Genomic DNA, 25032 nt, shown 5'->3' on the forward strand with positions numbered 1-25032 from the left:
TTATTCAATAGTTATATTATTCCGCTTCATTCTATTTAATATCCATCTTTGCTGAATCTCTTCTCTCTGTAAATTCAAATCTTCGGCTAATTTGCCCCAAGCTATAGAAGTAGGATTTTGTTGCAACTCCCTCAAGATAATCTCACCTGCTTTCACAATATCTTTTTGATTAAGAAAAATTTTCGCTTTTTCGATTCGCAATGATTGTATTTCTGTGTCTCTTTTATTTGCACTGTAAAAACCAATAAGCTCATCAATCTTTTTCATAGCCTCCTCATAATTGTTCGTTGCAATAAGAACAGGAATCAATCGTTTAAGCATTTCTTCTCGATAAGAAGGCACCTCTGAAAGCATTTGAAAAATTGAAACATATTCTAATTCAGGTGAAATTTGCAAAATAGAATCGTAAAGTATTTTTAAATCATTAGCCTCTAATTTTCCAAATTGTGCTGCGATCATTGCAGATTGAACCACTTTGGAATAGAATTTTTTAGAATAAAAGTATTCACAATAAGCGATATAGGAAACAAAAAAAATTTTTCTAACTTGTTCAGAATACTCTTTCAGTTCTTTGCTTGAAAATTTTTCGACAACTTCAAAAATTGAATGTATATCTGTGTAAGAGCTTTTATCTTTTAACTTTGGAAAAATATAGGCTTTTGTCCAAATTGCTGAATCTGCATCATACGAGTACTGAGATTTTTTAAAGTCAATATTGGAATATTTGGGATAATACATTTTAAACATAGGAAATTCTACAATGTTCAATTGCAATTTTTTGAAATTTTCCGTCTCAAAGATATTTTTACTGATTACTATGAATTGAATATTTTCACGAATCAACTCAGCTATATAAGAAGAATATATATTTGTCTCGTTTTTAATCCCTAAGACTAAAGTTTTTTCTTGTATTTTATTTTTATCAGGCAATTTTTTTTTGTCTTCAAACGGTAGATCACTATTGTAGTATATGAATTTATTATTATCAAAAGGAATTTTAGACAACTGAAAAGGTATCAAACTTTTCTCTTCCTCTACTTGGTAAGAAATATTTTTAGAAAAATCGAATGGAGAATGAAATAGAAATGAGAGTATTGAAGAAATGCACAATACTAGAATTCTATGGTATAACCCGATCATTTTATTTGTATATAGTGGAAACAAAAATAAAATTGCAAATACCACAACCGCAATATCTCTTATTCTATAGCTCGACGTTGATGGTAAAAAATAAATCAATACTACCGATATAAAAATTCCCACCATTACAGAAATTGTAACGAATCTTTTACTTACTTTAAATGGTCGGAAAAAAGTCAAAAGTGCCAAATCCGTGAAAAATAAAAAGAATGAATACTCGTAAAATCCTGATTGATTTGCAGTTAAAATTATATTCCCAATAAGAAATATCTCTGCTATTAGAAATTTTATTTTTACTTTTTCGTAAAGTACTCCTGAATACGACATTACACTAAAAAGTAAACTTCCAAAAATAATCCCCGATAAAAATAACTCTGTTTTTTCAGTGGGCGTAACAAACACTAAAACTATATGGCTCGTGAATAAGATTACGCCCGAATAGAAAAATGCACTATAGGAGTCACGATCATTTGATTTTTTCTTTTCAAAAAATATTCCATACTCATGGAAAAAAATACTCAATCCAATTTTTAAAGCCAATATATACAAAAAAGGGTATAAATAGTCTTTTGCATTAATATCATCTATTTTGCTAAAAACCGAATACAGAATTACTATTAATGAGCCTATCAAAAAGCTCCACATTCTAAAATTTTTAAATGAAGATAGTATGTATCCGACAACAAAGCAATTTAATGAATAAAATATTATAAAATGGCTTTTATGAAAAATATAATCAATTACAAACTCATTTGAAGCAAAACTAAAATTCCAAACTATTTCTAAAATTAGAGAAATAACAATGGTCGCTTTAAATATCTTGGATTGAGTAAATGGAATTAATTTTTCTACAAACAGACCAAAGATAAAAAAAGATAGAAAAATAATTCTCAATGTATAGAAATATACATCTCCTTCTTCAACAGACTTTATCTCAAGGATACTTTCTTTGATTAAAAGAGTGAATAAAAATCCTATAGAAAGATTAATCACTAATCCCGGAAGAATCAACCAAACTATAAATTCTTTATTGTGTTGATGGTGTCTCAAGGAATTGTCTGAAATCATAATACCTATGTATCCATTTTTTTATTTAATGGCACTATTATATTTTTACTTATGATTTTTAAAAGAAAAAAAGCGGGACGGTTGGATGTATCCGCCCCGCACTTCATTTGAAGAGAAAATTCGCAGTGTAGAGGGAAGCTATCAATTTGGGAGGTGACAGATTTCCCCTCTATCTGTAATTTTCGTCAAATTGCCTGTATAACTTTAGCAGTTTTTTTAAAGAAATCGACATTTAATAGCAATCAACTCATGCAAAGCAAGGGACAGCTGGTTAGAAACGTCATAAATTTTTGTGAATTTCTTGAAGAGATCGAATCGAAAATCCTTTATTTTTCATCTCTGCTAATCCATTCACTAAGGCTTTTGTTGCAGAAGCTGAGGTAAAATACGGAACTTTATATTTAATTGCAGCCTGACGTATAGCATATGCATCATCACGAGTAACCCGCGACAGTGGAGTGTTTATGATTAAATTAATTTTTTTCTCTTTGATATAATCTACTACATTCGGGTAAGAGCCTTCGTGTAGCTTATTAATCATAGAAGAAAGAATTCCATTGTCTGATAAAAATTTATGAGTGCCTTTGGTTGCAATTAGATTAAAACCCATCTTTGATAAAATTTCTATATACGGCAGCAAATCCGGTTTCGTTTTATCATTTATGCTTACGAATGCAGTTCCGTTTGATGGAGGCTCTTCACCTGCCATAATTTGTGATTTTACAAACGCTTCCCCTGCACCCTCTGCAATTCCCATAACCTCCCCGGTAGATCGCATCTCCGGACCAAGGATAGTATCAACTCCGGGAAATTTATTGAATGGAAGAACTGCTTCTTTAATATTGACTAAAGTAGGAATGATTTCTTTTTCTAATTCAAGCTCACTTAGATTCTTGCCAAGCATAATCATTGTAGCGTATTTAGCTATTGGTACTCCAATAGCTTTAGAAACAAAAGGAACTGTTCGAGACGCTCTTGGGTTTACTTCTAAAACATATAGCTCATCATCTTTTATTGCAAATTGAATATTAATTAGACCAACTACTTTCAACTCCAACGCCAGTTTCTTGGTTGCCTGCCGAATATCTTTAAGAATCTTTTCTGATAGATTTTTGGGAGGAAGCATACAAGCCGAATCTCCACTGTGAATTCCAGCTTCTTCAATATGCTCCATAATTCCGGCAATAAAAACCTTGTTGCCATCGCATAACGCATCCACATCTACCTCAGTTGCATCCTCTAAAAACGAATCTATCAGAATAGGTCTTTCTTCAGAAATTTCTTCTGCGTTGTCCATATATTGATCTAAACTAGATTCTTCATTAATAATTGCCATTGCCCTTCCGCCAAGAACATAGCTTGGTCGAACTAATACAGGATACGTTATACTCTTTGCAATTTTTCTTGCATCTTCTTTAGATACCGCCATCCCATTTTCTGGCTGCTTCAAAGAGAGTTTTTCTAAAACTTCCACAAATCGTTTTCTATCCTCTGCACGATCTATAGAATCGGTACTTGTTCCAAGAATAGGAATCCCTCTTTCTTCCAAAGACTTAGCTAATTTTAATGGAGTTTGTCCTCCAAACTGAATTATAACACCATCCGGTTTTTCATTTTCATAAATATTGACGACATCTTCAAGAGCAAGAGGCTCAAAATAAAGTCTATCCGAGGTATCATAGTCTGTAGAAACTGTTTCCGGATTAGAATTGACCATGATCGATTCAATTCCCATTTCTTGCAAAGCAAAAGAAGCGTGGCAACAACAATAGTCAAATTCAATTCCTTGACCAATTCTATTTGGACCGCCACCCAAAATTATTACAGACTTTTTTTCTGTTCGTATTGATTCATTTTCTTCATCATAGCTTGAATAGAAATAAGGTGTGTAAGCTTCAAATTCTCCCGCACAGGTATCTATTTGTTTGTACACCGGATTAATCTTTTGTTTTTTAATTTCACTTTCTACTAATTTTTCATTCGATTGTAAAAGTTGTGATGCTTGAGTTTTAATTTTACTAACTGTAGATTTGGCGTTTAAAATTTCGCTAATCTCATTCTCACATAATAGATAAGCTAATTGTTTATTTGAAAATCCGGCTTGCTTCATTTTCTTAAGGATAGAAAACTTTTTAATTTTAAATTCTTTTTCTAAAACATCTAAGTCCTTCATTTGATTAACAAACCAAGGATCGATTCCTGTAATTTGGGAAATTTCTTCTACAGAAAAATTTTCATTAATAGCAACCTTAATATAAAAAATTCTTTTATCGGTGGGTCGCTTTATAAGAGAGGTGATAGTCTCTCGCCTTTTCTCTAAAGGAATCTTTTTCATTTCTAAAAGCTCTTTTAAATATCCGTCAGACCCAAACCCAAAGCGATCATTTTCTAATGATCTAAGAGCTTTTTGAAAACTTTCTTTAAATGTTCTGCCAATTGCCATTGCTTCACCAACGGCTTTCATCTGCACACCAAGAGTGTCATCAGATCCGGAAAATTTTTCAAATGCAAATCTTGGAATTTTTGTTACTACATAATCTATTGATGGTTCGTAACTTGCTGGAGTTTCTTTGGTTATATCATTTTTGATTTCGTCTAACGTATAACCTATAGATAAAAGTGCGGCAATTTTTGCTATCGGAAACCCGGTAGCCTTTGAAGCAAGTGCACTAGATCTGGACACTCTCGGATTCATTTCTATAACGAGCACTTCCCCATTTTTAGGATTCACTGCAAACTGAATATTTGAACCACCCGTCTCCACTCCAATCTCACGAATAATTTTTAGTGACATATCTCGCATAGTTTGGTATTGTTTATCGGTAAGAGTTTGTTGAGGTGCAACCGTAATCGAATCTCCTGTGTGAACTCCCATAGGATCAATATTCTCAATCGAACAAATTATAACAACGTTATCAGCTAAATCTCTCATCACTTCCAGCTCATACTCTTTCCAACCAATTACAGATTCTTCAACTAAAACCTGATTGATCGGAGAAGCGCTAAGTCCTTTGCCAACTACTTCCTCAAATTCACTTTCATTATCAATAAATCCTCCACCTGTTCCACCTAACGTAAATGCAGGACGAATAATAATTGGAAGACCAATTTCTGATTTTATTTTTTTAGCTTCTTCGAGATTGGAAGCAAGCCCGGATCGAGGGACTTTCATACCGATAGCTGTCATAGCTTCCTTAAAAAGTTCTCTGTCTTCTGCCTTTTTGATTGCGTCAACCTGAGCACCTATCAAACGAACATTGTATTTACTTAAAATTCCCTCCTTACTCAAATTCATCGCAAGATTCAAAGCAGTCTGACCACCGACTGTAGGAAGTATTGCATCCGGTTTTTCTTTTTCTATAATTTTTGCTAGAATTGAAACTGTTAAAGGTTCAATATAAGTCGCATCCGCAAGAGTGGGGTCTGTCATAATTGTTGCCGGATTAGAGTTGACTAATATTATTCTAATCCCTTTTTCTTTAAGGGCTTTTGCGGCTTGTGTCCCGGAATAATCAAACTCACACGCTTGACCAATCACTATCGGGCCTGAGCCTAAAATTAAAACAGATGAAATATCTTTTCTTTGTGGCATAGCTCAAAACAAGAATTTTAGAAAAGGCTAAATTCTCAAGTATCAATTTTTCTAATTTGTTATTTTCTTGCTTTTATTTAGAAAACGTATTGCTAAAAGGGTGGAGGCAGCAAATAATCTCCTGTTTGTTTGGCACCTTCTTTTTCAATCACCAATTGAAAAAGCTCTTTACGCAAGGACTCACCTATCGGATTTTTCCCGTATAGATTCACTTTGTTTAAGGGATCTGTTTTCCGATTATACAATTCATATAGAACTCCATCACGCGTTGGAATATAAATTAGCTTGAAGTCTGAAGTCATTATGGCTCGATGCTTAGAGAATGCAATAATATCTCTATAGTAATTATCTGTTATCATAATTTCATGATTTTCTTCTGGAACAACTTTATGAAGTTTTAAAATATTCGGATACATGATCCTTTGTTTTTGAAAAAATTGATTCCCTTGATCTGAAAACCAGATTCCCGTTTCAGAATACACTTTTCTGTCATAACCCCAATCCGACTTCCCAAATACTTTTGTTAAATTTTTACCGGGTAATTCTTTTCCGGCTTCAATTTTATATAAATCTAAAATTGTTGGAAGAATATCTATTGAACTTGTGATACCTCGAAAGATTTTATTTTCATAAGATTTGTTTTCTGTTTTAGGAAGTTTTATAATTAAAGGCACTTGTGTAATATAGGGCCCTCTTAGATGCTCTCCATGACCATGACCATGATTGTCTTCAAACAAAGACTCTCCATGATCTCCTGTTAAAATAATTATACTCGAATCGTATAAATCTATTTTTTTTAAAAACGATACCAGATTGTCAACCTCAGAATCAAAGGCAAATACTGAGGAATCAAACAAATTTCGTATAGCTTCTATGTCCTTCTTTTCTAATTCTTCACTTTTTGTCGGATCAACAAATTTAAAATATTTATAAGACCCGTAGTAATTTGGCTCGGTAAATTTTTTATAATAAGGGTACGGTGGAGAGTAGGGAAAATGAATCACAGAAGAAAAAATTGTCAGAAAAAAAGAATGCCCTCTATTTTTTTTTATAAAAGTAAATATATCATTTTTTAACTTATCTCCGTCGCCTAGCGTAGAAAACCCTCTAACCTCAGAAAGATATTCTCCTCCAAAGAAAGAACCTGACAAAATCGGAAGTAAGAATAATTGCGACTCAAGAATTCTCTGAACCGCTAACGTCTTTGCGTTAAACGTCGGAGCCAGCACCTCATCAAATCCAAAGTCTGCTCTTGGAAAAATATCTCCTGCAAAATTTGAAACAACCCCTGTCCTAAAATTTTTTTTCTTTAAATAGTGCCCTATAGTTGGAAAGCGATTACTGCCGATATTTTTCTTTTCGTCAGAAGATGGGAACATATCTCGAACTTTATGACTCATAGAATATTCTCCCGTGAGTAAATCTCCCCAACTCGGAAATGTTCTTGGTATTGTAGTATGATGATCCAAAAATATATAGGATTCTTTTGCAAGATTGTCTATATTTGGAGTAATTCCCTTTCTATTATTTAAAATTCCGATTTTGTCGTATCTAAGACTATCTGCAGAAATTATAATTAAATTTGGAAAATTTATATTTTTTGAAACTGAAATATCAAAGTACATATCTCGAATCAATGGAAAAATATACAAAAATACGATAGAGATTGCAGACAATATTTTTAGATTAAAAGAAATTTTAAAATCTTGCTTTTGTAATATTTCATAAATTGCAAGATTTACCGCAACTCCGATTATATTTCCTTGAAGATGAAAATACAAAAATAGAAAACTAAAAATTCCATGTATATAAAATTGATACTCTTTGAGTTTAAAAAAGTTATAAAGAATATGCAAATAGAAAACGCTCAAAATCCCTAACAATGGAATTGAAATCAAATTTAACGAAAAATAATCGGTTAGAAAATACAATAAAGGTTTAAGATAAGTATGTCTATAATAGAAAAATTCTCCGTACAATTGAGGATACTTTATAATTGAATGAAAAAGTATAATTACAGTAAAAGCAATAAAAGAAAAATACACATATTTCTTCGATAAATTAAATTTATCAGTATAAGGTCGAAATAAAATTCCAAGCGATGAAAAAAATATGAAATATACAAAAAATATTTTCAGATTCGTTTCTAAAATCAACAATAAATATTCACCTTTGAAAAATGAACCGATTTCAGAGCGAATATCCACTCCCATTATATGAAAAGATGTATTAAATAATAAAGATAAAATATAAACAGTTACAGAAAAAATAAATGGAGCAGAAAGTGAAGTTACACTGCTTTTTATTTTTTTTAAAAACTCATAATCAAGTATTATTTTTTTCATTTGTATTTTTAGACAGAACTGTTCAACCAAGAATGAATAATCAAATAGTGATTTCCATACTTTCTAGACTCAAAATTCTTCCAATCCGGATTCATTGGAGATTGAAAAATTAGTAAACTCTTTTTTTCTTTCATTGAAATTATACTATCCGCAAGACTTTTTAACTCACTCCTGTTGTTATCCCAAAAAGAATAAGGTGGGTCTGCAAAAAATACCATAAACTCTTCGCTATCATTTAAAGCTGATTTGTAATATCTAAAGGAGTCTCTACGAAAAAGTACAACTTTTTCTTTGTAGTCCAAACCAATTCCTCTCGTGAACGCAGTAAAACGTTTCTGGTCGATTTCAAATAGGACTGATTTTAAAAACCCACGGCTAATTGCTTCTATACCCATCTGCCCTGATCCGGCAAATAAATCTACAAAAGTTGTTTTTGCTTTTTCTAAATTTCCTTTGAGGTGTAAATCTTCTATGATTGAAAAAATAGTTTTTTTTAAAAGTGAGGGAGTAAAATTTTCCTTATTTTGATTTGTTGTTATCGCCGGAATAATTCTTCCTTTATAATCTCCTGATTGAACTCTTAGAGTTTTCATTTTACCGCATTACATAATTATCTGAAATTTTTTTCTTATGACTTTCCATTAACCCATTTACTTGAGTTGTATATTCTGAATTGGGGAACTTTTCTATAAATTTTTGAATTTCTTTTAAGAGATGTTTGTCTGGCAATACATGCAGTCGCAGAAGATGAATTTTTTCATCGAGTATTTTAGAAGTTGAATGAGACAACGAAAGATTTGACACATACAGAGACTCTCTATTTTTCCCCAATTCTTTTAAAATACAAGAGTAGTAATATAATCCGATAGGGTATTCAGGAAAAGAGTTTGCTTCTTTTTTAAAAACTCCCCCCCATTTCAAACCGAATTTATATTTTTCTGAGACCAGACATCTTTCTAAAAAAAATAAAATACTCTTCGATAACTCTTTGTCTATTTTATTTGAAACTTTATAATAAGATTGAATATATTTTTCTGCCGTGTCAATATCTTTTGAAGTAAGAACAAGTACTACTAAAATCTTTTGAGGAATATACTTCCGAGAATATAAAATTTTTTCTGCTATTTCTCTTGATCTTGAATAATTTCCTTTCTTAAAGTACTCGATAGACAACTTTATTTCTTTTTGTAGTTGTAAATTTTCTTCTCCATAAATTGAAAACTGAACTGAATATAAGAAAGGTACGATGAATAGAAAGTTATATTTTTTAATGAATTGTAGTTTTTGCATTTCAAATATCTACAGCATCCTTTCTATTTCCAAAAAAACTTTGTATAATTTTTTTAGAAGTTTGCTTATATAATTATCGGATTTTAAAAAATGAATATTTCAGGCTTATTCAGAAAAAAAGCGATCTCTGATTCTTTTTATATAATTGATATGCCCATAAAATAGAAATGTCAAAAAGGCACCGATTCCACAGTAAAAGATAATAAGCCCAAATAAGGGAAATTGAAAGGTAAACCAAAGAAAATCAAAAGTGACAGTTTCAGAATTTCCAATAAGACTCAATAGCAAAAAAATTATAACAGCTATAATTAAATTGAGTCTTACAGAGGTCAATGGAAAACCCTGTTAAAAATCAGAAACATTAGATGATCCACACATTGGGCAAATCAGTTCATCCGAAACATATTCATCGTCTTCGACTTGAACGGCACTTTTCCAACGATAATCGCAGTCCTCACAGACAAAAGTGATTGTCTCATCTTCTGAGCCTTCATCTTCAAACTCATCATCAAATTCTTCGTCTTCGTATGGCATAAAAATTAAGCAATCATAATGTTTTTAAATTGTCAAGTTAGTTATATAGAATTTTTTAGATTTTTTTTATTTCAAATAAAAAATAGATGAGTAAAAGATAAAATTCCTCAATCTGGCTTTATGCACTATATACCCAGACACAATAGTCATAAAAAGAAAAAAAGCTACAGCGGTACTATAATTTTTATTTTACTCGTATTGCTTTTTGGAATAGGAGTTTATAAATTCAAAGAAATTCGATTGCTTTTTTCGAGTGATGGTCGAAGCAAATTAATTCGTCTTGAAAAAAAAATCACCGAAGAATTTAAAAAAAATGAACTTTCTGAAGACACAATTAAAGATTATTCAAAAGCATCAGGCTCTTTTTTTTCAATAGATATTACGAATCCGGAAGCTTTTTATTTTTTAGCTCTATCTAACTTTTATGAAACTCACCTAATGGGTTCAGATATCAAACTTAGTCAAATCCCTTACGCCTGTATCAATGGAAAAAGTACCCTTTTGCCTGAATCAAGAAATTTTGATAAGACCTTTGGAAAAATGTACATTGAAGCAAAAAGAGCCAAAGCATTTGGTTTAAATAACGAATTTTCTGAATCAAATAATTTACTCATCTTATACTATGAAACTTTTCACTCATCAAAAAAAAATGAAATCTTATCCAAAGAGTTTCTTATTATTAATAAAAACAATATCTCAAAAAATTTAACAAATTTATACAAAAAGTTGGGTTTACTAATTGCTTGTTTATCCGGTAATACCAATCTGAACAATACAATACTCGAAGAGCATATTTCTTCAGGGCAATCTGAAATCTCCGAGGACGAAATAAATTTCTTAAAGAGTCTGACATTCTACAATGCAAATGAGTACGTTAAAAGTTTAGAATTTCTCAGGAACATTCAGTCTTCAATAAATCCGAGTTTATTAAAAGAAGGAAAAATATTAGAAGCCATGATTTTCTTTAAACAAAATTTGCACGAGAAAGCTATTGATATTTTAGAAAAATTATACGAATCAACCGACAAAAAAGACTCTGAAATTTTAAATAAAATCCAAACAATTGTAAACTCTAAAAAGGGGTTGAAATCAAAACTTGTAAAAGAGTAAATTATCGAATTGTTTGAACTTTGTCTATTATCTGCTTTGCTTTTTCTAATACTTTTTCTCTTTTGATTGGTTTGCCGAGAAAATCCATAGCACCGTTGTCTAAAAGACTTTTCATTACAGCCGGAGTTGTTTCTTCCGTGATAAATAAAATTTTAGGAATCATTCCCATAGATTTTATTTCCCAAAATGTTGCGTAACCGTCCATAACGGGTAAATTCAATTCCATCGTAATTAAATTTACTGTTTTGTTTTTATTGTATAATTCAATAAGCTCTTTCCCTGTTTCAGCAAAGCCAACAATTTTATATTCTTCTGATTCAAAAATTTGCTGAAGTTGTTTTGCCTGAAACTTGGAGCCTTCTGCGATGATTACGGTATAAGGTCTTCCGCTACTTGAAATCCCCTGATGTCTGCTCATTTTTTCTCACCGATTTCGTTAGAAATTTTTTCTCCCATTTCCCAAGTTCCTAGAATGTGGGCATTTTTTTCTGCAATGTCCTTTGTACGAAAACCATTTTTAATCACAGATCGAATTGCGTTTTCAATTTTCATAGCTTCTTCTTCCATTCCAAATGAATATCGTAGCATTAAAGCAGAGCTTAGAACTTGAGCAATCGGATTGGCTATATTTTGTCCAGCGATATCAGGCGCTGAACCACCGGACGGCTCATACAAACCAAAACCTTTTTCGTTTAAAGATGCCGAAGGCAACATTCCGATAGAGCCTGTAATTACAGAGGCTTCATCGGATAAAATATCTCCAAACATATTTTCGCACAAAACTACATCAAACTGTTTTGGACGAACTACAAGCTGCATAGCCGCGTTATCTACATACAAATGATTCAATTCTATATCAGAAAATTCTTTTTTATGAAGCGCAGTTACAACTTCTCTCCAAAAAACAGAAGTAGTTAAAACATTTGCTTTATCAATGCTTGTGACTTTCTTATTTCTCTTGCGGGCAGCTTCAAACGCTTTTCTTGCAACTCGCTCGATTTCCCTTTTAGAATATTTCATAGTGTCGTAAGCAAACTCTTCTTGTCCGGAGCCTTCTCTTCCCTTAGGTTTTCCAAAGTATATTCCGCTTGTCAATTCGCGAATAATTAAAACATCCAGTCCATCACCTATAATTTCTTGCTTAATGGGAGAAGCCTCTCTTAGCTCCGAGTAAATTATTGCTGGTCGAAGATTTGCAAATAAGTCAAAATGTTTTCTAAGAGGTAGCAAGGCTCCTCTTTCAGGTTGGATTTCTGGAGGGAGTGTTTCCCATTTAGGACCCCCCACACTGCCAAAGAGTATCGCATCTGATTTTTCGCACAAAGATAAAGTCTCTTCAGGTAACGGCTTCCCAGTTTTGTCAATGGCAGCTCCGCCTACATACCCTTCTTCAAATGTAAAATGATTCACTTTGTCGCCTAACGTATTTTTCAAGACATGTAGAGCAACGTTCATAACTTCAGGACCGATTCCATCACCAGCCAATACTGCAACTTTTTTCATATCAAACCTTATATAAATTTCAAAATAACTTCTTCAAATATTTTTAATCCCTTTTCTGTTTTTTCGTAAGATATATTTAAAGGAGGCATTATGCGAATTACTGTCTCTGCTGTAGAATTTACAACAAGTCCATTTCTCAAACATTCTTCTGCAATCTTTCTGGAAGGAATAGTCAGGTCAACCCCGATATGAAGCCCTATTCCTCTTACCTCTTTGATAATAGAATACTTTGATTTCATTTCTAATAGTCTTGAAAAAACAAATTCTGAAATAACTTTCACGTTAGTTAATACTTCTCTAGACAAAATCACTTTCAAGGTTTCATAAGCAATTCTCATTGCCAAATGATTTCCACCAAAAGTAGAACCATGACTTCCTACACCCAACACCGAATCATACTTCTCTCCAACTATGAGTGCTCCGATAGGAAACCCCGATCCAAGGGCTTTCGCTAAAGTAATAGCGTCGGGAATTATATCAAAATTTTCATAACAAAAAAGTTTTCCTGTTCTGCCCATCCCGGTTTGAATCTCATCTAAAATCAAAATACATCCTGCTTCTTTTGTCAGTTTTCTTGCTAATTGTATATATGATTTCTGAAGTGGAAGAATTCCACCTTCACCAATGATAGGCTCGAAAATAAAAGCACAAATTCTATCCTTGTATTTATTGAAAGTTTCTATAAGCACATCTTCATTATTTGGTTCAATATATAAAAACCCATCAAGCAAATCACCAAAGCCTTCTCTTATCTTCTCTTGTCCTGTCATACTCATTGACCCGGCTGTTCTACCATGAAAGCTACCTCGAAGAGAAACAATTAATGGGTTTTGTATTTTTTTTTGGATCGCATATTTACGAGAGAGTTTAAACGCCGCTTCATTTGCCTCTGTCCCGGAATTACAAAAAAAAACTTTTCCTGGAAAAGAATTTACTATTAAAGTTTCTGCTAAATTCGCAGCCTCTTCGGAATAAAATAAATTTGAAGAATGAATAATACGATCTGCCTGATCACGCAAGGCTTCTACTATATCTGCTTCTCCGTGACCAAGATTCGTAACGGAAATACCGCACATAAAATCAATATACTCTTTTCCGTCGGTATCATATAGCATTTCGCCTGACCCATAAGAAAACGCCACAGCGTATTTATTATAAGTACCAATCAGATACTTTTTGGTTTTCTCTTGAATTTCGTTTAAAGAAATTTGTTTCTCTTTTTCAGCCATTTAACTCTGCAATTTTCAGAAATTGTGTTTCTGCTTCTTTTATTTCATCCAATAATACCTTTTTTTTAGAAGCCAGCTCAGAGACAAATTGAATTTTACCTTCGTACATAAAGGATGAATAAATTTTTACTTTTGGTTCGGTGCCAGAAGGTCGAATTGTCAGTTTTGCATTACCACCCAACTCCAACTGAATTACATCTGATATTGGAAAAGAGTTTAATGAATTCTTTTTAGCTGCACCTTTTACGATCTTATTTTTATAATCGAGAAATGAGACAATTTTCCTATTCCCTATAGTCTTTCCGATTAAGTCTGTTTTTCGTAATAGCTCAAGGCTATCAAAAATTTTCTGCTTGCCGGATTCTCCTTTTAAAGTAATAGATTTTAAAGATTCCATAAATAACCCGTATTTTAAGTAAATTTCATCTAGATATTGCAATAAGTCCTTTTTCTCGCAAAGTATTTCTAAAATCAACACCGCTGAAGACAAGGAGTCTTTGTCTCGCACAAAATCTACAGGCAAGTATCCGTAAGATTCTTCCCCACCAAACAAAAATTTCTTCTTTGGATTTTTATCAATTTTTGCCATTTCTTCTGCAATAAATTTAAAACCTGTGAGTACATTTTTCAACTCAACAGAATTTTTTTTGGCAATCCTTTCTTGCAAATCTGTTGTAACTATAGTCTTACACAAAACAGGTTTAGTTTTAGACTTCGTATGTTTTGCTCTTTCACATAGGTAGGCTGCCATAATACTTCCTACTTGATTTCCGTTCAGCAGCACGTATTCGCCTAACGCATTTCTTACTCCAATACCTAACCTGTCAGCATCCGGATCGGTTGCGATAAAAATTTCTGCATTCTTTTCTTTTGCAGTTTTTTCACACAACACCAAGGCTTCTTTTTCTTCCGGGTTGGGGAATTTTACTGTAGGGAATTCTCCGTTAGGTTTAGATTGCTCAGGTACAAGAAATACATTTTTATAACCAAGGCTATTCAAAAGCTCTTTCATGTACACTCCACCTGTTCCGTGTAAAGGGGAATACACTATTTTTAGTTTTTTTCTTGTTTCAGATTTTATTTTTTTGTTAAATACATGAGATAACTTTACTTTTTTCTTATACTCATCAAAAACTTTTTTTTCTACATAAGATATTAAACTTTTCTCGCTTGGATTTATTTTATTAACTGGAATTTCATTCCAATCTGTAATCTCATTTATCAAGGAAATAATTTTTTTATCATCTGGAGAGACTAACTGACCACCGTCTGCAAGATAAGCTTTGAATCCATTGTACTCAGGTGGGTTATGAGATGCGGTAATTACAACTCCACCGGTAGCCTTGTAATAACGAATCGCATAAGAAAGCATAGGTGTAGGGGTTACTTCTTTAAATATTTTTACTCTAATTCCTAAAGAGGCTGCGACCTTTGCCGTGGTATTTGTAAACTCTCTCGACATTCTTCTGGAATCACAAGCAATAATAAGCAAAGGCTTATTCGATTTCTTTACTAAGTATTTTGAGAAACCAAGTGCAGCTCTTCCAACGGTGTAAAGATTCATTCTACCTATTCCATTTCCGATTACCCCTCGAATTCCACCTGTTCCAAACTCTAAAGGGACGGTATAACCTTCTATTTCAGGAGAATTTTTCCCTGATTCAAATTCTTTCAAGATCGTCTTTGCTTCTAATATAATTTTTTCATCAAAGGGTGATCTTGTCCACGATTCTATATATTCTATCTTTTTATCAGACATAGTGTCTCCTCTATTTTTCTTGATACTTTACGTTAGGCGAAACAGCTTCTATAGGTTTATTCACTAAATTTGCTTTTTTCAAAATCTCTTCTTTTTTCGGATCTACCCACCAATAATCCATTGCAAAACTTTCATCTCCATATTTTCCAAGAGGATTCAAAGGCATCCCGAATCTCTGCCAATAAAGTAATCTCACGTTTGTTACATGCCAAAGCAAAACATAAGGATACTCTTTAAACACAATTCGATCAATCTGCTTTACAATATCATTTCTTTTTTGAACATTGAATTCTCCTTTTTGGAGTTCAATCAATTTATCAACTTCTGGAATTTTTAAACCGGGTAGGTTAGGTTGACCTTGTTCTTCTGCAAACTTAGAAGACCACTGGGGTTCGGGATCTTTAAACACCCCTCCTCCCCAAGCTGCCCATGTCATATCAAAATCGTATTTATCAATTCTGGCACTCCAGCCTGCAAGATCAGTTAATTCAATTGAAGCCTTTACTCCCACTTCTTTGGCTTTCTCGATAAATATTGTAAAATACTTTTCAGTTTTTTTGTCTCGATCTAATATTGTAAAAGAAAATTCTTTTCCATCTTTTTCTAAAACACCTTTTGAATTCGGTCTCCACCCAGCTTCTGCGAATAATTCTCTTGCTTTCTTTAAATTAAACTCTGTAGGCTCGTTTGGAAGTTTTTCTCCTCCTATATAAAAATCAGGATAATAGGAGTTTGTAGGGTCGTATTCTCCAAAAGCAAGTTTATCTATTAAAAGTTTTCGATCTATTAAATAACTAATTGCTTTTCTAACACGACTATCTTTGAATATTTCTCTACGAGTATTCATTGCCCATCCTTGAAATCCGATAGGTTTTCGGTTGAATATTCTTTGCTTTACTATATAATTTTTCTCGAACTTTTCACCGGTTGCTTCCTTTGCCCAGATAGATGCACTATACACAGGAAAAAAATCCATGTCTCCTTTTTTAAAAGCTTGCAATGCAATAGACTCTTCGTTAAACACTTTAAACAACAACCTATCAAAATTGTATCGCCCTTTATTAAACGGGTAGGCTCTTTGCCACCAATCTCCTCGTCTTTCCAATTTCACATAACGTCCCTTTCTTGACTCAGCAAGTTTATATGGGCCTGAGACAACAGGAAACTCAAAATTCAATTTATTAAAATCTTGATTTTCATAGGCATGTTTAGGTAAAATAAAAAATCCGGATGCAATCTCATGAAAATTATTCCAGTGAATAGTTTTTGCCGTAAATTCTATCGTATAATCATCTATAATCACAGGCTCTTCAAATCGAGACAACCCTATTCTAAAAACTGCCGTATTATTTTTTTTATCCATAATTGTTTTATAGGTAAACATAATATCATGGGCAGTGATTGGCTTATCGTCTGACCATCTAGCATTCTTATCTAAATAAAATGTGAACTTTCTTTTGTCGGCAGAAACCTTCCATTCTCTTGCAATATGAGGAATCGTGTCTAACGTCACAGGATGATAAGCGGTGAGAGTTTCATACATAGAACCAAAGATTTGGGCTGTCGTAGAAAATTGATCGTTATAATAGTTTAACGACTTAGGAAATTGATGACTATATATTCTAAAAGTTCCACCTTTGAGTGCGTTCATAGATGCGACCGGATTCTGAATTCTTAACTTTTCGGGGATTGTGTTTGGGTCGCCCTTCCATTCAACATCTTCTACTGATTTAGAATCAAAGCTGACAGTATCCTCTCCTTTACAAGAAAGAAAGAAAATTTGGTTTAAAAAAACAAATACAAAAATAAAGCTATACAAAATACTTTGAATATTTCTCACGAGGGTCTCCAATGAAAGTTCAATTCGAACAGTTATTCATTTATGAATTAAATACAAGAATTTTTTGCAAGGAAAACTCTTGCACTCTTGATACTTTTCCGGAAAAGTTTTTTTTGTCCAAAGAATTTCAAGCCTGCGATTATCTTTGGTTAATGGGAATCTGGATGCCAAGTCAAAAATCAAAAGCAATCTGTGATACCCACGAAGGACTCCAAAAGGAATTCCACAAAGCCCTCCCTGACTTGACAAATAGCGATATTGTAGGCTCACCGTATGCGATTTATTTATACGAGCCAAATCCTCTTGTCGCAGCATCTTTTGAAGAAATTAAAAGATTTAGAGAAAAAATTCACACATTCGGTAAAAAATTGATTTTGGATTTTGTACCAAACCACCTTGCCGTGGATACTCCTTTAATCTCTGAAAATCCAAATTATTTCCTACAAGGTGACAACCTTTCCTATAGCCACAATTTCTTTCTACACTCAAACGGTAAATATTTTGCGCACGGAAGAGACCCATATTTTGACGGCTGGACGGACACTATTCAATGGGATTTTTCAAACCCGGATGTCTTAGAACTGCATATCTCTATTATTCAAAAAATTTCTGATGTATCCGATGGGGTTCGATGTGATATGGCAATGCTTCCAGAAGAAAAAATTTTTCAAAAAACTCACGGTAAACGTGCACTTCCCTATTGGAAACCTTTAATAGAAAAAATTAAATCAAAACAAAAAGATTTTCTTTTTATTGCAGAAGTTTACTGGGGCATGGAGTACGAACTTCAATTAAAAGGTTTTGATTTTACTTATGACAAAGAGCTATACGATCGAATGAAAACTCACACTCTCGAAATCTATTCTCACCTTCAAGCCGACCTTTCTTATCAAAGACACTCTCTTCGATTTATTGAAAATCATGATGAGATAAGGGCAATGGAAGCCTTTGGAGGAAAATCGATTCACTTTTTTGGAGTACTTGCATTTTTGCAAGGAATAGTTCTGTACCACGATGGACAAACTACCGGCAAGTTTAAAAAACTTCCTGTTCAACTTGGAAGAAGGGATAAAGAAGAGATTCCGCTTCAAATTCAAAACTTTTATAACCGTGCGTTAGACGCAATTGTATTTAGAAAAAATAGAATTCACTATATAGAAAAATGTACTGTTTTTTCTTACTGCGAAATTGAATTTTCCAATACGGTAGCCTATTGCTTGTTAGAAAAAAAAGAACTTAACCCTAAGGTAGAATTATTAATCTACAACCCTTACAATACGCAAATAAAGGGAAGATTCAATCTCCCCACAATCGTTCACAGTTATATCGAATTGCACAAAACTGATGAGGTTCAACTCACAGATATTGTTGACGGACAAGTTTACATGAAAAGAAAAACCGAACTTAGAGAAAATGATGTTTTTTTTGAATTGAGAGAAAATCAAACTCATTGGTTTGTTATGAATTTATGACTTAAACTTATGACTATTGCAAAATTTTCTAAAACTTTTTCAGAGACAGGTTTTTTTATAATTGAAAAGTCATTCCTTCTGTAGCTAAAACTATCTCAGGCAATTTATCTTTTTTAGAGAATTGCCTTTTTGCTTCATCCATCAAACTATAAATAGTTGCATCTGTGTGATCCGGCTCATGGTGAGTTAAGGCAACTTTCTTTACATTAAATTTCATGGCACTTTTGATTACCATATACCCGGAGGTGTGTCCCCAACCTGCCTTTGCCTTAGCTTCTTCGATATTGTATTGTGCGTCCATAATAAGTAAATCTGCATTCATTGTAACAACTTTTAATTTGTCAATATACTCGCAGTCGTCCTCTACGATTTCTACATCAGTACAAAAAAGAAAAACTTTATCTTTTTCTTTTATCCTGTAACCCGAACAGGCTCCAGGGTGTTTTAATGCAAAAGGGGTAATCTCAAAATCTCCTATCTGAAAAGGAACATTCATTTCTTCCAGAAAAAAAGATTTTGTTGAAAGCATTTGATCAAAAGTAATCGGAAAATTTTCTTGATGTTGTTGCCTGTCCATTCTTTCTTTTAAATTTGCAATAGTCGAATGAAAATTAATATTTACTCCTGGTACATAACCAAGTTTAAAAAACGGCCATCCTTGAATATGATCCCAATGAGTGTGAGTTATAAGTATATTCAAATTTTTTTTATCATCGGTTATTCCACCCTTCAACAAATCGTTTCCTAAAGAGCGTATCCCTGTTCCACAATCCAATATAACCTTATCTCCCGAAGAAGACTCAACATAAACACAAGTAGTGTTCCCTCCAATAAGAGAGCTTTCAGAAATATGACAATTTTCCAAAAACTTCTGAACAGAAAAATTTTCTGAATTCTGTTTCCACTCAGAATACGCTCTTTCGAGAACATTGGAGATTGCTAATTTATACAAATCTGGACTTAATGGTGTTGGAAGAGAGCCTCTGACTCCGTATAGTTTAATTTCCATTATTAATTGTTATCAAAAAGTCCTTATTATTATGTCAAAAAAAAGCACACTTTACTCTTTATAAATTTTATATACGCATAAATAGTATCGGTTTATTGCAGATACATTCTAAATATTACAAAATTAAAAGAATGAATTCTAAATTCAAATAGATAAATAGTGCATCCAAAAAAAATCTATTTTCAACCAAAAATACCAAAATTTTAATACCCATCTATAAAAAAATGATCACTATAATAATTTTCACAATCAGCTTTTTTACAGGGGTCATAAATATTTATTCAATATTTCCGGGATCTTAAAATTGCCTTCTTTCTGTTGAAAATTTTCCACTATTGCTGCAAGAGTTCGTCCAATAGCAAGCCCTGAACCATTTACAGTGTGAACTAAAATATTTTTTCCTGTTTTTGACTTATATCGAATCTTCCCTCTTCTGGATTGAAAATCTTTAAAATTAGACACTGATGAAATTTCCATATAACGATTTAATCCGGGCATCCAAACTTCTAAATCATAAGTTTTAGAAGAAGAGCCTGAAGTATCTTTGCTACAAAGAAGTAGAACACGATAGTGCAATCCGAGTAGTTTTAATATATTTTCTGCATCAGCCAGCATTTTTTTATGTTCAGCTTTTGATTCTTCCGGTTTACAAAATTTTACAAGCTCAACTTTTTGAAACTGGTGAACGCGCACAAGACCTCGAGTGTCCCTACCATAAGAGCCTGCTTCTCTCCTGAAGCAAGATGTGTGTGCTGTTACGCAAATCGGCAGACTTTCCTCTGAAAGAATTTCATCTCTGTACAAGTTAGTGAGAGGCACCTCTGCGGTTGGAATCAAATTCAAAGAATCTCTTTCCATTCTATAATATTCATCTTTGAATTTTGGATATTGCCCCGTAGTAAACATGGATTCATCATTGACAATTTGAGGAACCCATACTTCTTCGTATCCATGCTTTCCATGAATATCGAGCATAAAATTCATAAGCGCTCTTTCTAATTTAGCTGCCAATCCAAAATATGTGTAAGCACGAGCACCGGAGAGTTTCACGCCTCTTTCAAAATCAAAAATTTTTAACTCTTCTCCGATTTCAAAATGTGTTTTTATTGGAAAATCAAATTTTGGTTTTTCTCCTACTTTATACAATTCAACATTATCTTCTTCGGAAAAACCGGTTGGAACTTCTTCATCAAGAAAATTTGGTAGAGATTGATTTAACTCTTGTAAATTTATTTCCTCAACTTCTAATTTTTCTTCGAGTGATTTAATTTTTTCTCCTACCGACTTCATAGACTCGGATACTTCTGAAATATCCTCGCCTTTGGATTTTTTAACTCCTATCTCTTTGCTAACACGATTTCTTTCTGAACGAAGGCTCTCTGCTTCTGTCTGAATAGATTTTTTTTTGGCTTGAACCTCTAAGATTTTATCCACAATTTCTAATTGTGAAAAACCTCTCCTCTTCAACATACTCTTGAGTTCTTCAGGGTTTTCTGTGATTCTTATTAAATCTAACATCTATGGAGCCTTTCGTGAAATAAATTTAAGACTGTTTTCGTAAATAGTTTCTTCAACTAAAGTATTGGGTTCACTTCTTAGAGAAAAAAATTTTTCAAGGATATAAGTCAAATTAGATGAGTCATTTCTCTTTCCTCGAAAAGGTGGTGGAGCAAGAAATGGTGAGTCAGTTTCTATTAATATGGATTTCAAAGGTAACTTCTTTGCTGCCTCGTGTATTTCTTTTGCATTTTTAAAAGCGACTATACCGGAAAAAGAAATATAAAAACCCAGATCGCAAAACTTTTTTGCATATTCATAGTCATATGTAAAACAATGAATAACACCAAATACCTTCATTTTATATTTAGATAAAACTTGATAAGTAGCTTCTGCTGCTTCTCTTGAATGAATAATTACAGGCAAGTTTAAATCAGAAGCCAAATCTAAAAAACTTACAAAAATCGGAGTCTGTTCTTCGATAGAATTTTTATCGTGATAAAAATCAAGCCCTATTTCACCAATTCCGACAAAATCTAAATTGTTCTTTTTTTCCTGTACCAACCAAATAATTTCTTCTTTTTGAGTAAAATTACTTTTATACGCAGGGTGACAGCCAATTGTATATAAAATTTCTAAATCTGGAGTAGAGAATTCTTTACAAATATTATCTGCTCGCACCGAGGTTTTGTAATCAATTCCTATTTGAACTATTTTTGAAACACCTGCTAAGGTAGATTTTTCAACAGAATCTTTAATGCTTTGCCCGTTTTCTTCGATAATATCTAAGTGACAATGTGTATCTATAAGATTAGGCATTTGGTTTAATTTGGAATTAGAATGGTTATCCTTTTGACGGTTTTATTTCTTGACGTTAAATTGCAAATCTATTCTGGATATAGTTTATGTAATAATTTAAAAAATTATTAAAAAAGAGACATAAATTTGGATTTCAAGGCATACTCACGCTTAACATTCTACCGAATTCGGTACAAATTTCAGGAATGGAAATTACGACTCTCTGCATATACAAATGAGTTAAACAAAAAAGGGAAAGAGAGACTGACAATTATGATCATTCCTCATACCGAAAAAAAAAGTGTAAATCTCCACATTTCCTACAAATCAATCACTATATTTATTGTCTGTGTAATTTTTCTGATGATAATAAGTGCGATCAATGTATTGAATCATAGCGGGACAATACACGAAATTAGTGAGCTAAAATTATCAAACAAAGATTTCATAAGGCAATCATCAAAAATGAAATCTGAATTAAGCTCACTGCACGAAATCATCGGCTACTATTATCAAAAAATTTCTAACTTGTATATTAAATTAGGTGGAGATCCTACAAAAGTTTCAAAGGGAACAGGTGGAAATGATAAGTTAGATTTTATAAACCCGCAAACTGATATCAATTCTGAAACTTATAAATTAAAATCTGACGTTCACAATTTAAAAGTATCCAGTGAGCTAACTCAAGAAATTATTAAAATGGTAAAAAAAAGAAAAAGTATTATCAAACATACTCCTTCTCTATGGCCGACTCGCGGATATTTACTAAATCCGTTTGGAACTTATTTTTCTCAAATTACCGGAAGAGAAATAAATAATTCCGGTATTGATATAGGCTCATTTTCAGGTGCAGAAGTAGTAGCAACCGCTCCGGGTGTAGTTTATGAAACTTCCTATTCTGACAAAACCGGCTATATAATAAAAATATCTCACAAGTTTGGTTGGAAAACAATATATTCAAATTTAGATCGCATTCAAGTTAAAAAAGGACAACAAGTTTCAAAAAATGACCTGATTGGTTTTGTCGGAAAATCCAGCCAAAATCCACTCTACTATTTGCATTATGAAGTTCACGTAGGGACTCAGCCTCTTAACCCATATTCATTCTTAAACCAAATTCAAGAAAAATGATAGAAGAAACCGAAAATTTTGTAGTCAATAGTATAATTGGTGAGGGTGCAAGTTTCACAGGAGAGTTTCGCCTAAGTGGTCTAATTCGAATCGACGGCAATTTTAAAGGACTCATAGTTACAGACGGAAAAGTTCTAATCGGAAAAACTGGATTTGTCGATACAGATATAAAAGCTCGTGTAATTGTTGCCGGTGGAGAAATTACCGGGAATATTTATGCCTCTGAAAGAGTCATCCTATTGTCAACTTGCCGATTAAGGGGGGATGTAGTGACCCCTCGGCTCATCATTGAAGAAGGTGTAAACTTTCAAGGCAAATGCACGATAAGTCCTGTATCGTGATATCACCCGTACTTACAGAAAAAACTAATTTTAGAGATAAACAAAGAAAAACTCTTGTTGAAGGAAACTCTTCTTTTGGCTCTATCGCAGAAAAAGAAAATGGATTTCTTGCAGTACTTGAATCTATCGCGCCACAATCCAATGAAAATACTGCAGAATTAAACACTCTCTGGAGAGAATTACCCGAAAGAGAAAAAAATTTCATAGACTCACCTACAATACATAATTTAGAAGAATACAAATCTATTGTTAGAAAAATTATCCAACTTATAATACAGAAAAATACCAAGTTCGTACTTGCAAAAAGGAGAGGCGAAACAGATATGAAATTACTACACACAGTAAAAATCATAGATGAAAATATTCACTTACTTGCAACAACCATGATAAGTAAAAATAATTCTGCGTTCATTGCACTAAAACAAATAGAAAAAATTCGCGGATTGTTGTTTGATATTAGTAAGTAATACGCCTATTAAAAATAGTCGCTTTAGAAATCATAACCTGATTCCCATGTTGCTCAAAATTCTTTCAAACTCATCTACACTCGTATAATTAATTATTATTTTACCTTTTCCTGTTTTTTCGTTGTGAGACATGGACACACGCGCAGACAATTTATTTCTGATTTTTGATTCTGCCTGAAGCAACGAAGGCTCACTATTTTTTCTTGGCTTAATTTTATTTTCGCCTTTTTCTAATAGTTTGAAAATATAATCTTCTACACTTCTGACAGACATACCTTTTTTAAATATTTCTTCCGCTACCCTTTCGATCTTCTGTTTGTCGCCAATAGACAGTAGAGGGCGTGCGTGCCCTTCTGTTAATTTTCCTTCTTTGATGTACTTTAACACTAATTCAGGCAATTGTAGAATTCTTAAAAGATTAGAAATAGTAGTTCTATTTTTTCCCACTCTTTGTGCAAGGTCGCTTATCTTCATCGAAGATTTTTCTATTAGTGCTTGATAAGCCAAGGCTTCATCTACAGGATTCAAATTCTCTCTTTGAATGTTTTCGATAATGGCTGCTTCCATAATTTCTAAATCAGAATAATTTTTTACTACGACAGGAATTTTTATAAAACCCGCCAAATTACACGCTTTTAGTCTTCTTTCTCCAGAAATCAATTGATAACCATTTTCGATTTTTTTAACTACAATTGGTTGGATCACACCGTGGGTTTTAATAGTTTCAGAAAGCTCTTTTATTGATTCTTCAGAGAATGTCTTTCTCGGTTGGGTCGGGTTTAAGACAATTTCTGAAATTTTTATTTCTTTTAAATTTCCCGAAGAATCACTTTCAATAGTTTTTCCTTTTGAGTTTACAGGAATTAGATTCTCTAACCCTCTACCCAATACGCTTTGCTTTGCCATT

General features: G+C 32.8%; 21 protein-coding genes. 5 read left to right on the forward strand and 16 right to left on the reverse strand.

Going from position 1 to position 25032, the window contains the following annotated elements:
• The 7 genes from HS129_12140 to HS129_12170 all read right to left on the reverse strand — a co-directional run bounded on the left by HS129_12140 (window position 1) and on the right by HS129_12170 (window position 9969).
• Window positions 1–2208 (reverse strand): hypothetical protein, encoded by a 2208-nt coding sequence (locus HS129_12140; GenBank protein ID MBE7412787.1) that lies wholly within the window; start codon window positions 2206–2208, stop codon window positions 1–3.
• A gap of 280 nt (window positions 2209–2488) precedes the next feature.
• Entirely contained in the window at window positions 2489–5800 is a 3312-nt protein-coding gene (carB, locus tag HS129_12145; GenBank protein MBE7412788.1) for a carbamoyl-phosphate synthase large subunit, read from the reverse strand.
• A gap of 92 nt (window positions 5801–5892) precedes the next feature.
• Window positions 5893–8145, reverse strand: a complete 2253-nt coding sequence (locus HS129_12150) for a sulfatase-like hydrolase/transferase (GenBank protein MBE7412789.1) — start codon at window positions 8143–8145, stop codon at window positions 5893–5895.
• Window positions 8146–8153: 8 nt separating this feature from the next.
• The gene (locus tag HS129_12155; protein MBE7412790.1) at window positions 8154–8738 is read right to left on the reverse strand and encodes an RsmD family RNA methyltransferase; all 585 of its coding nucleotides are present in this window, start codon (window positions 8736–8738) and stop codon (window positions 8154–8156) included.
• A gap of 1 nt (window position 8739) precedes the next feature.
• Window positions 8740–9435: a hypothetical protein gene (locus HS129_12160; GenBank protein MBE7412791.1), complete on the reverse strand. Its 696-nt coding sequence runs from the start codon at window positions 9433–9435 to the stop codon at window positions 8740–8742.
• A gap of 105 nt (window positions 9436–9540) precedes the next feature.
• Window positions 9541–9768, reverse strand: coding sequence for a LapA family protein (locus HS129_12165; GenBank protein MBE7412792.1), 228 nt, complete (start codon window positions 9766–9768; stop codon window positions 9541–9543).
• Window positions 9769–9780: 12 nt separating this feature from the next.
• Window positions 9781–9969: a hypothetical protein gene (locus HS129_12170; GenBank protein ID MBE7412793.1), complete on the reverse strand. Its 189-nt coding sequence runs from the start codon at window positions 9967–9969 to the stop codon at window positions 9781–9783.
• A gap of 120 nt (window positions 9970–10089) precedes the next feature.
• Between HS129_12170 and HS129_12175 the strand changes: the two genes are divergently transcribed.
• Window positions 10090–11079 carry a hypothetical protein gene (locus HS129_12175; GenBank protein MBE7412794.1) on the forward strand — a complete coding sequence of 330 codons (990 nt, stop codon included), beginning with the start codon at window positions 10090–10092 and terminating at the stop codon, window positions 11077–11079.
• 1 nt (window position 11080) lies between these two features.
• Here the strand turns inward: HS129_12175 and HS129_12180 are convergent, their stop codons facing one another.
• The 5 genes from HS129_12180 to HS129_12200 are packed head-to-tail and all read right to left on the reverse strand — an operon-like array spanning window position 11081 to window position 17392.
• Window positions 11081–11497: a response regulator gene (locus tag HS129_12180; GenBank protein MBE7412795.1), complete on the reverse strand. Its 417-nt coding sequence runs from the start codon at window positions 11495–11497 to the stop codon at window positions 11081–11083.
• Window positions 11494–12582, reverse strand: coding sequence for a 3-isopropylmalate dehydrogenase (leuB, locus tag HS129_12185; GenBank protein ID MBE7412796.1), 1089 nt, complete (start codon window positions 12580–12582; stop codon window positions 11494–11496). Before leuB ends, HS129_12180 begins: the two co-directional genes overlap by 4 nt.
• Before the next feature lie 8 nt (window positions 12583–12590).
• Window positions 12591–13811, reverse strand: a complete 1221-nt coding sequence (locus tag HS129_12190) for an aspartate aminotransferase family protein (protein ID MBE7412797.1) — start codon at window positions 13809–13811, stop codon at window positions 12591–12593.
• A complete protein-coding gene (locus tag HS129_12195; GenBank protein ID MBE7412798.1) occupies window positions 13804–15555 on the reverse strand; it encodes a phospho-sugar mutase in 1752 nt (583 codons plus the stop codon). The genes HS129_12190 and HS129_12195 overlap by 8 nt, the downstream gene beginning before the upstream one ends.
• A 25-nt stretch (window positions 15556–15580) precedes the next feature.
• Window positions 15581–17392, reverse strand: coding sequence for an ABC transporter substrate-binding protein (locus HS129_12200; protein MBE7412799.1), 1812 nt, complete (start codon window positions 17390–17392; stop codon window positions 15581–15583).
• Window positions 17393–17421: 29 nt separating this feature from the next.
• Between HS129_12200 and HS129_12205 the strand changes: the two genes are divergently transcribed.
• Window positions 17422–18882: an alpha-amylase gene (locus tag HS129_12205; protein MBE7412800.1), complete on the forward strand. Its 1461-nt coding sequence runs from the start codon at window positions 17422–17424 to the stop codon at window positions 18880–18882.
• 55 nt (window positions 18883–18937) lie between these two features.
• Here the strand turns inward: HS129_12205 and HS129_12210 are convergent, their stop codons facing one another.
• The 3 genes from HS129_12210 to HS129_12220 all read right to left on the reverse strand — a co-directional run bounded on the left by HS129_12210 (window position 18938) and on the right by HS129_12220 (window position 22207).
• Complete coding sequence (locus tag HS129_12210) at window positions 18938–19891, reverse strand: MBL fold metallo-hydrolase (protein ID MBE7412801.1); 954 nt, start codon at window positions 19889–19891, stop codon at window positions 18938–18940.
• A gap of 267 nt (window positions 19892–20158) precedes the next feature.
• Window positions 20159–21409, reverse strand: a complete 1251-nt coding sequence (serS, locus tag HS129_12215; GenBank protein ID MBE7412802.1) for a serine--tRNA ligase — start codon at window positions 21407–21409, stop codon at window positions 20159–20161.
• A complete protein-coding gene (locus HS129_12220; GenBank protein MBE7412803.1) occupies window positions 21410–22207 on the reverse strand; it encodes a TatD family hydrolase in 798 nt (265 codons plus the stop codon).
• A 126-nt stretch (window positions 22208–22333) separates the two neighbouring features.
• On the opposite strand from HS129_12220, the gene HS129_12225 reads away from it, so the two are divergent.
• From HS129_12225 to HS129_12235, 3 genes are read left to right on the forward strand one after another with little or no spacing between them, the layout of a single operon-like run.
• Window positions 22334–23317, forward strand: a complete 984-nt coding sequence (locus tag HS129_12225) for a M23 family metallopeptidase (GenBank protein ID MBE7412804.1) — start codon at window positions 22334–22336, stop codon at window positions 23315–23317.
• Window positions 23314–23658 (forward strand): polymer-forming cytoskeletal protein, encoded by a 345-nt coding sequence (locus tag HS129_12230; protein ID MBE7412805.1) that lies wholly within the window; start codon window positions 23314–23316, stop codon window positions 23656–23658. The genes HS129_12225 and HS129_12230 overlap by 4 nt, the downstream gene beginning before the upstream one ends.
• Window positions 23655–24125, forward strand: coding sequence for a DUF327 family protein (locus HS129_12235; GenBank protein MBE7412806.1), 471 nt, complete (start codon window positions 23655–23657; stop codon window positions 24123–24125). The genes HS129_12230 and HS129_12235 overlap by 4 nt, the downstream gene beginning before the upstream one ends.
• Window positions 24126–24155: 30 nt before the next feature.
• Here HS129_12235 and HS129_12240 read toward each other — a convergent pair whose 3' ends face one another.
• Window positions 24156–25031 carry a ParB/RepB/Spo0J family partition protein gene (locus HS129_12240; protein ID MBE7412807.1) on the reverse strand — a complete coding sequence of 292 codons (876 nt, stop codon included), beginning with the start codon at window positions 25029–25031 and terminating at the stop codon, window positions 24156–24158.
• Window position 25032 lies beyond the last annotated feature (1 nt).

Source organism: Leptospiraceae bacterium, assembly GCA_015075105.1.
Lineage (GTDB): Bacteria > Spirochaetota > Leptospiria > Leptospirales > Leptospiraceae > JABWCC01.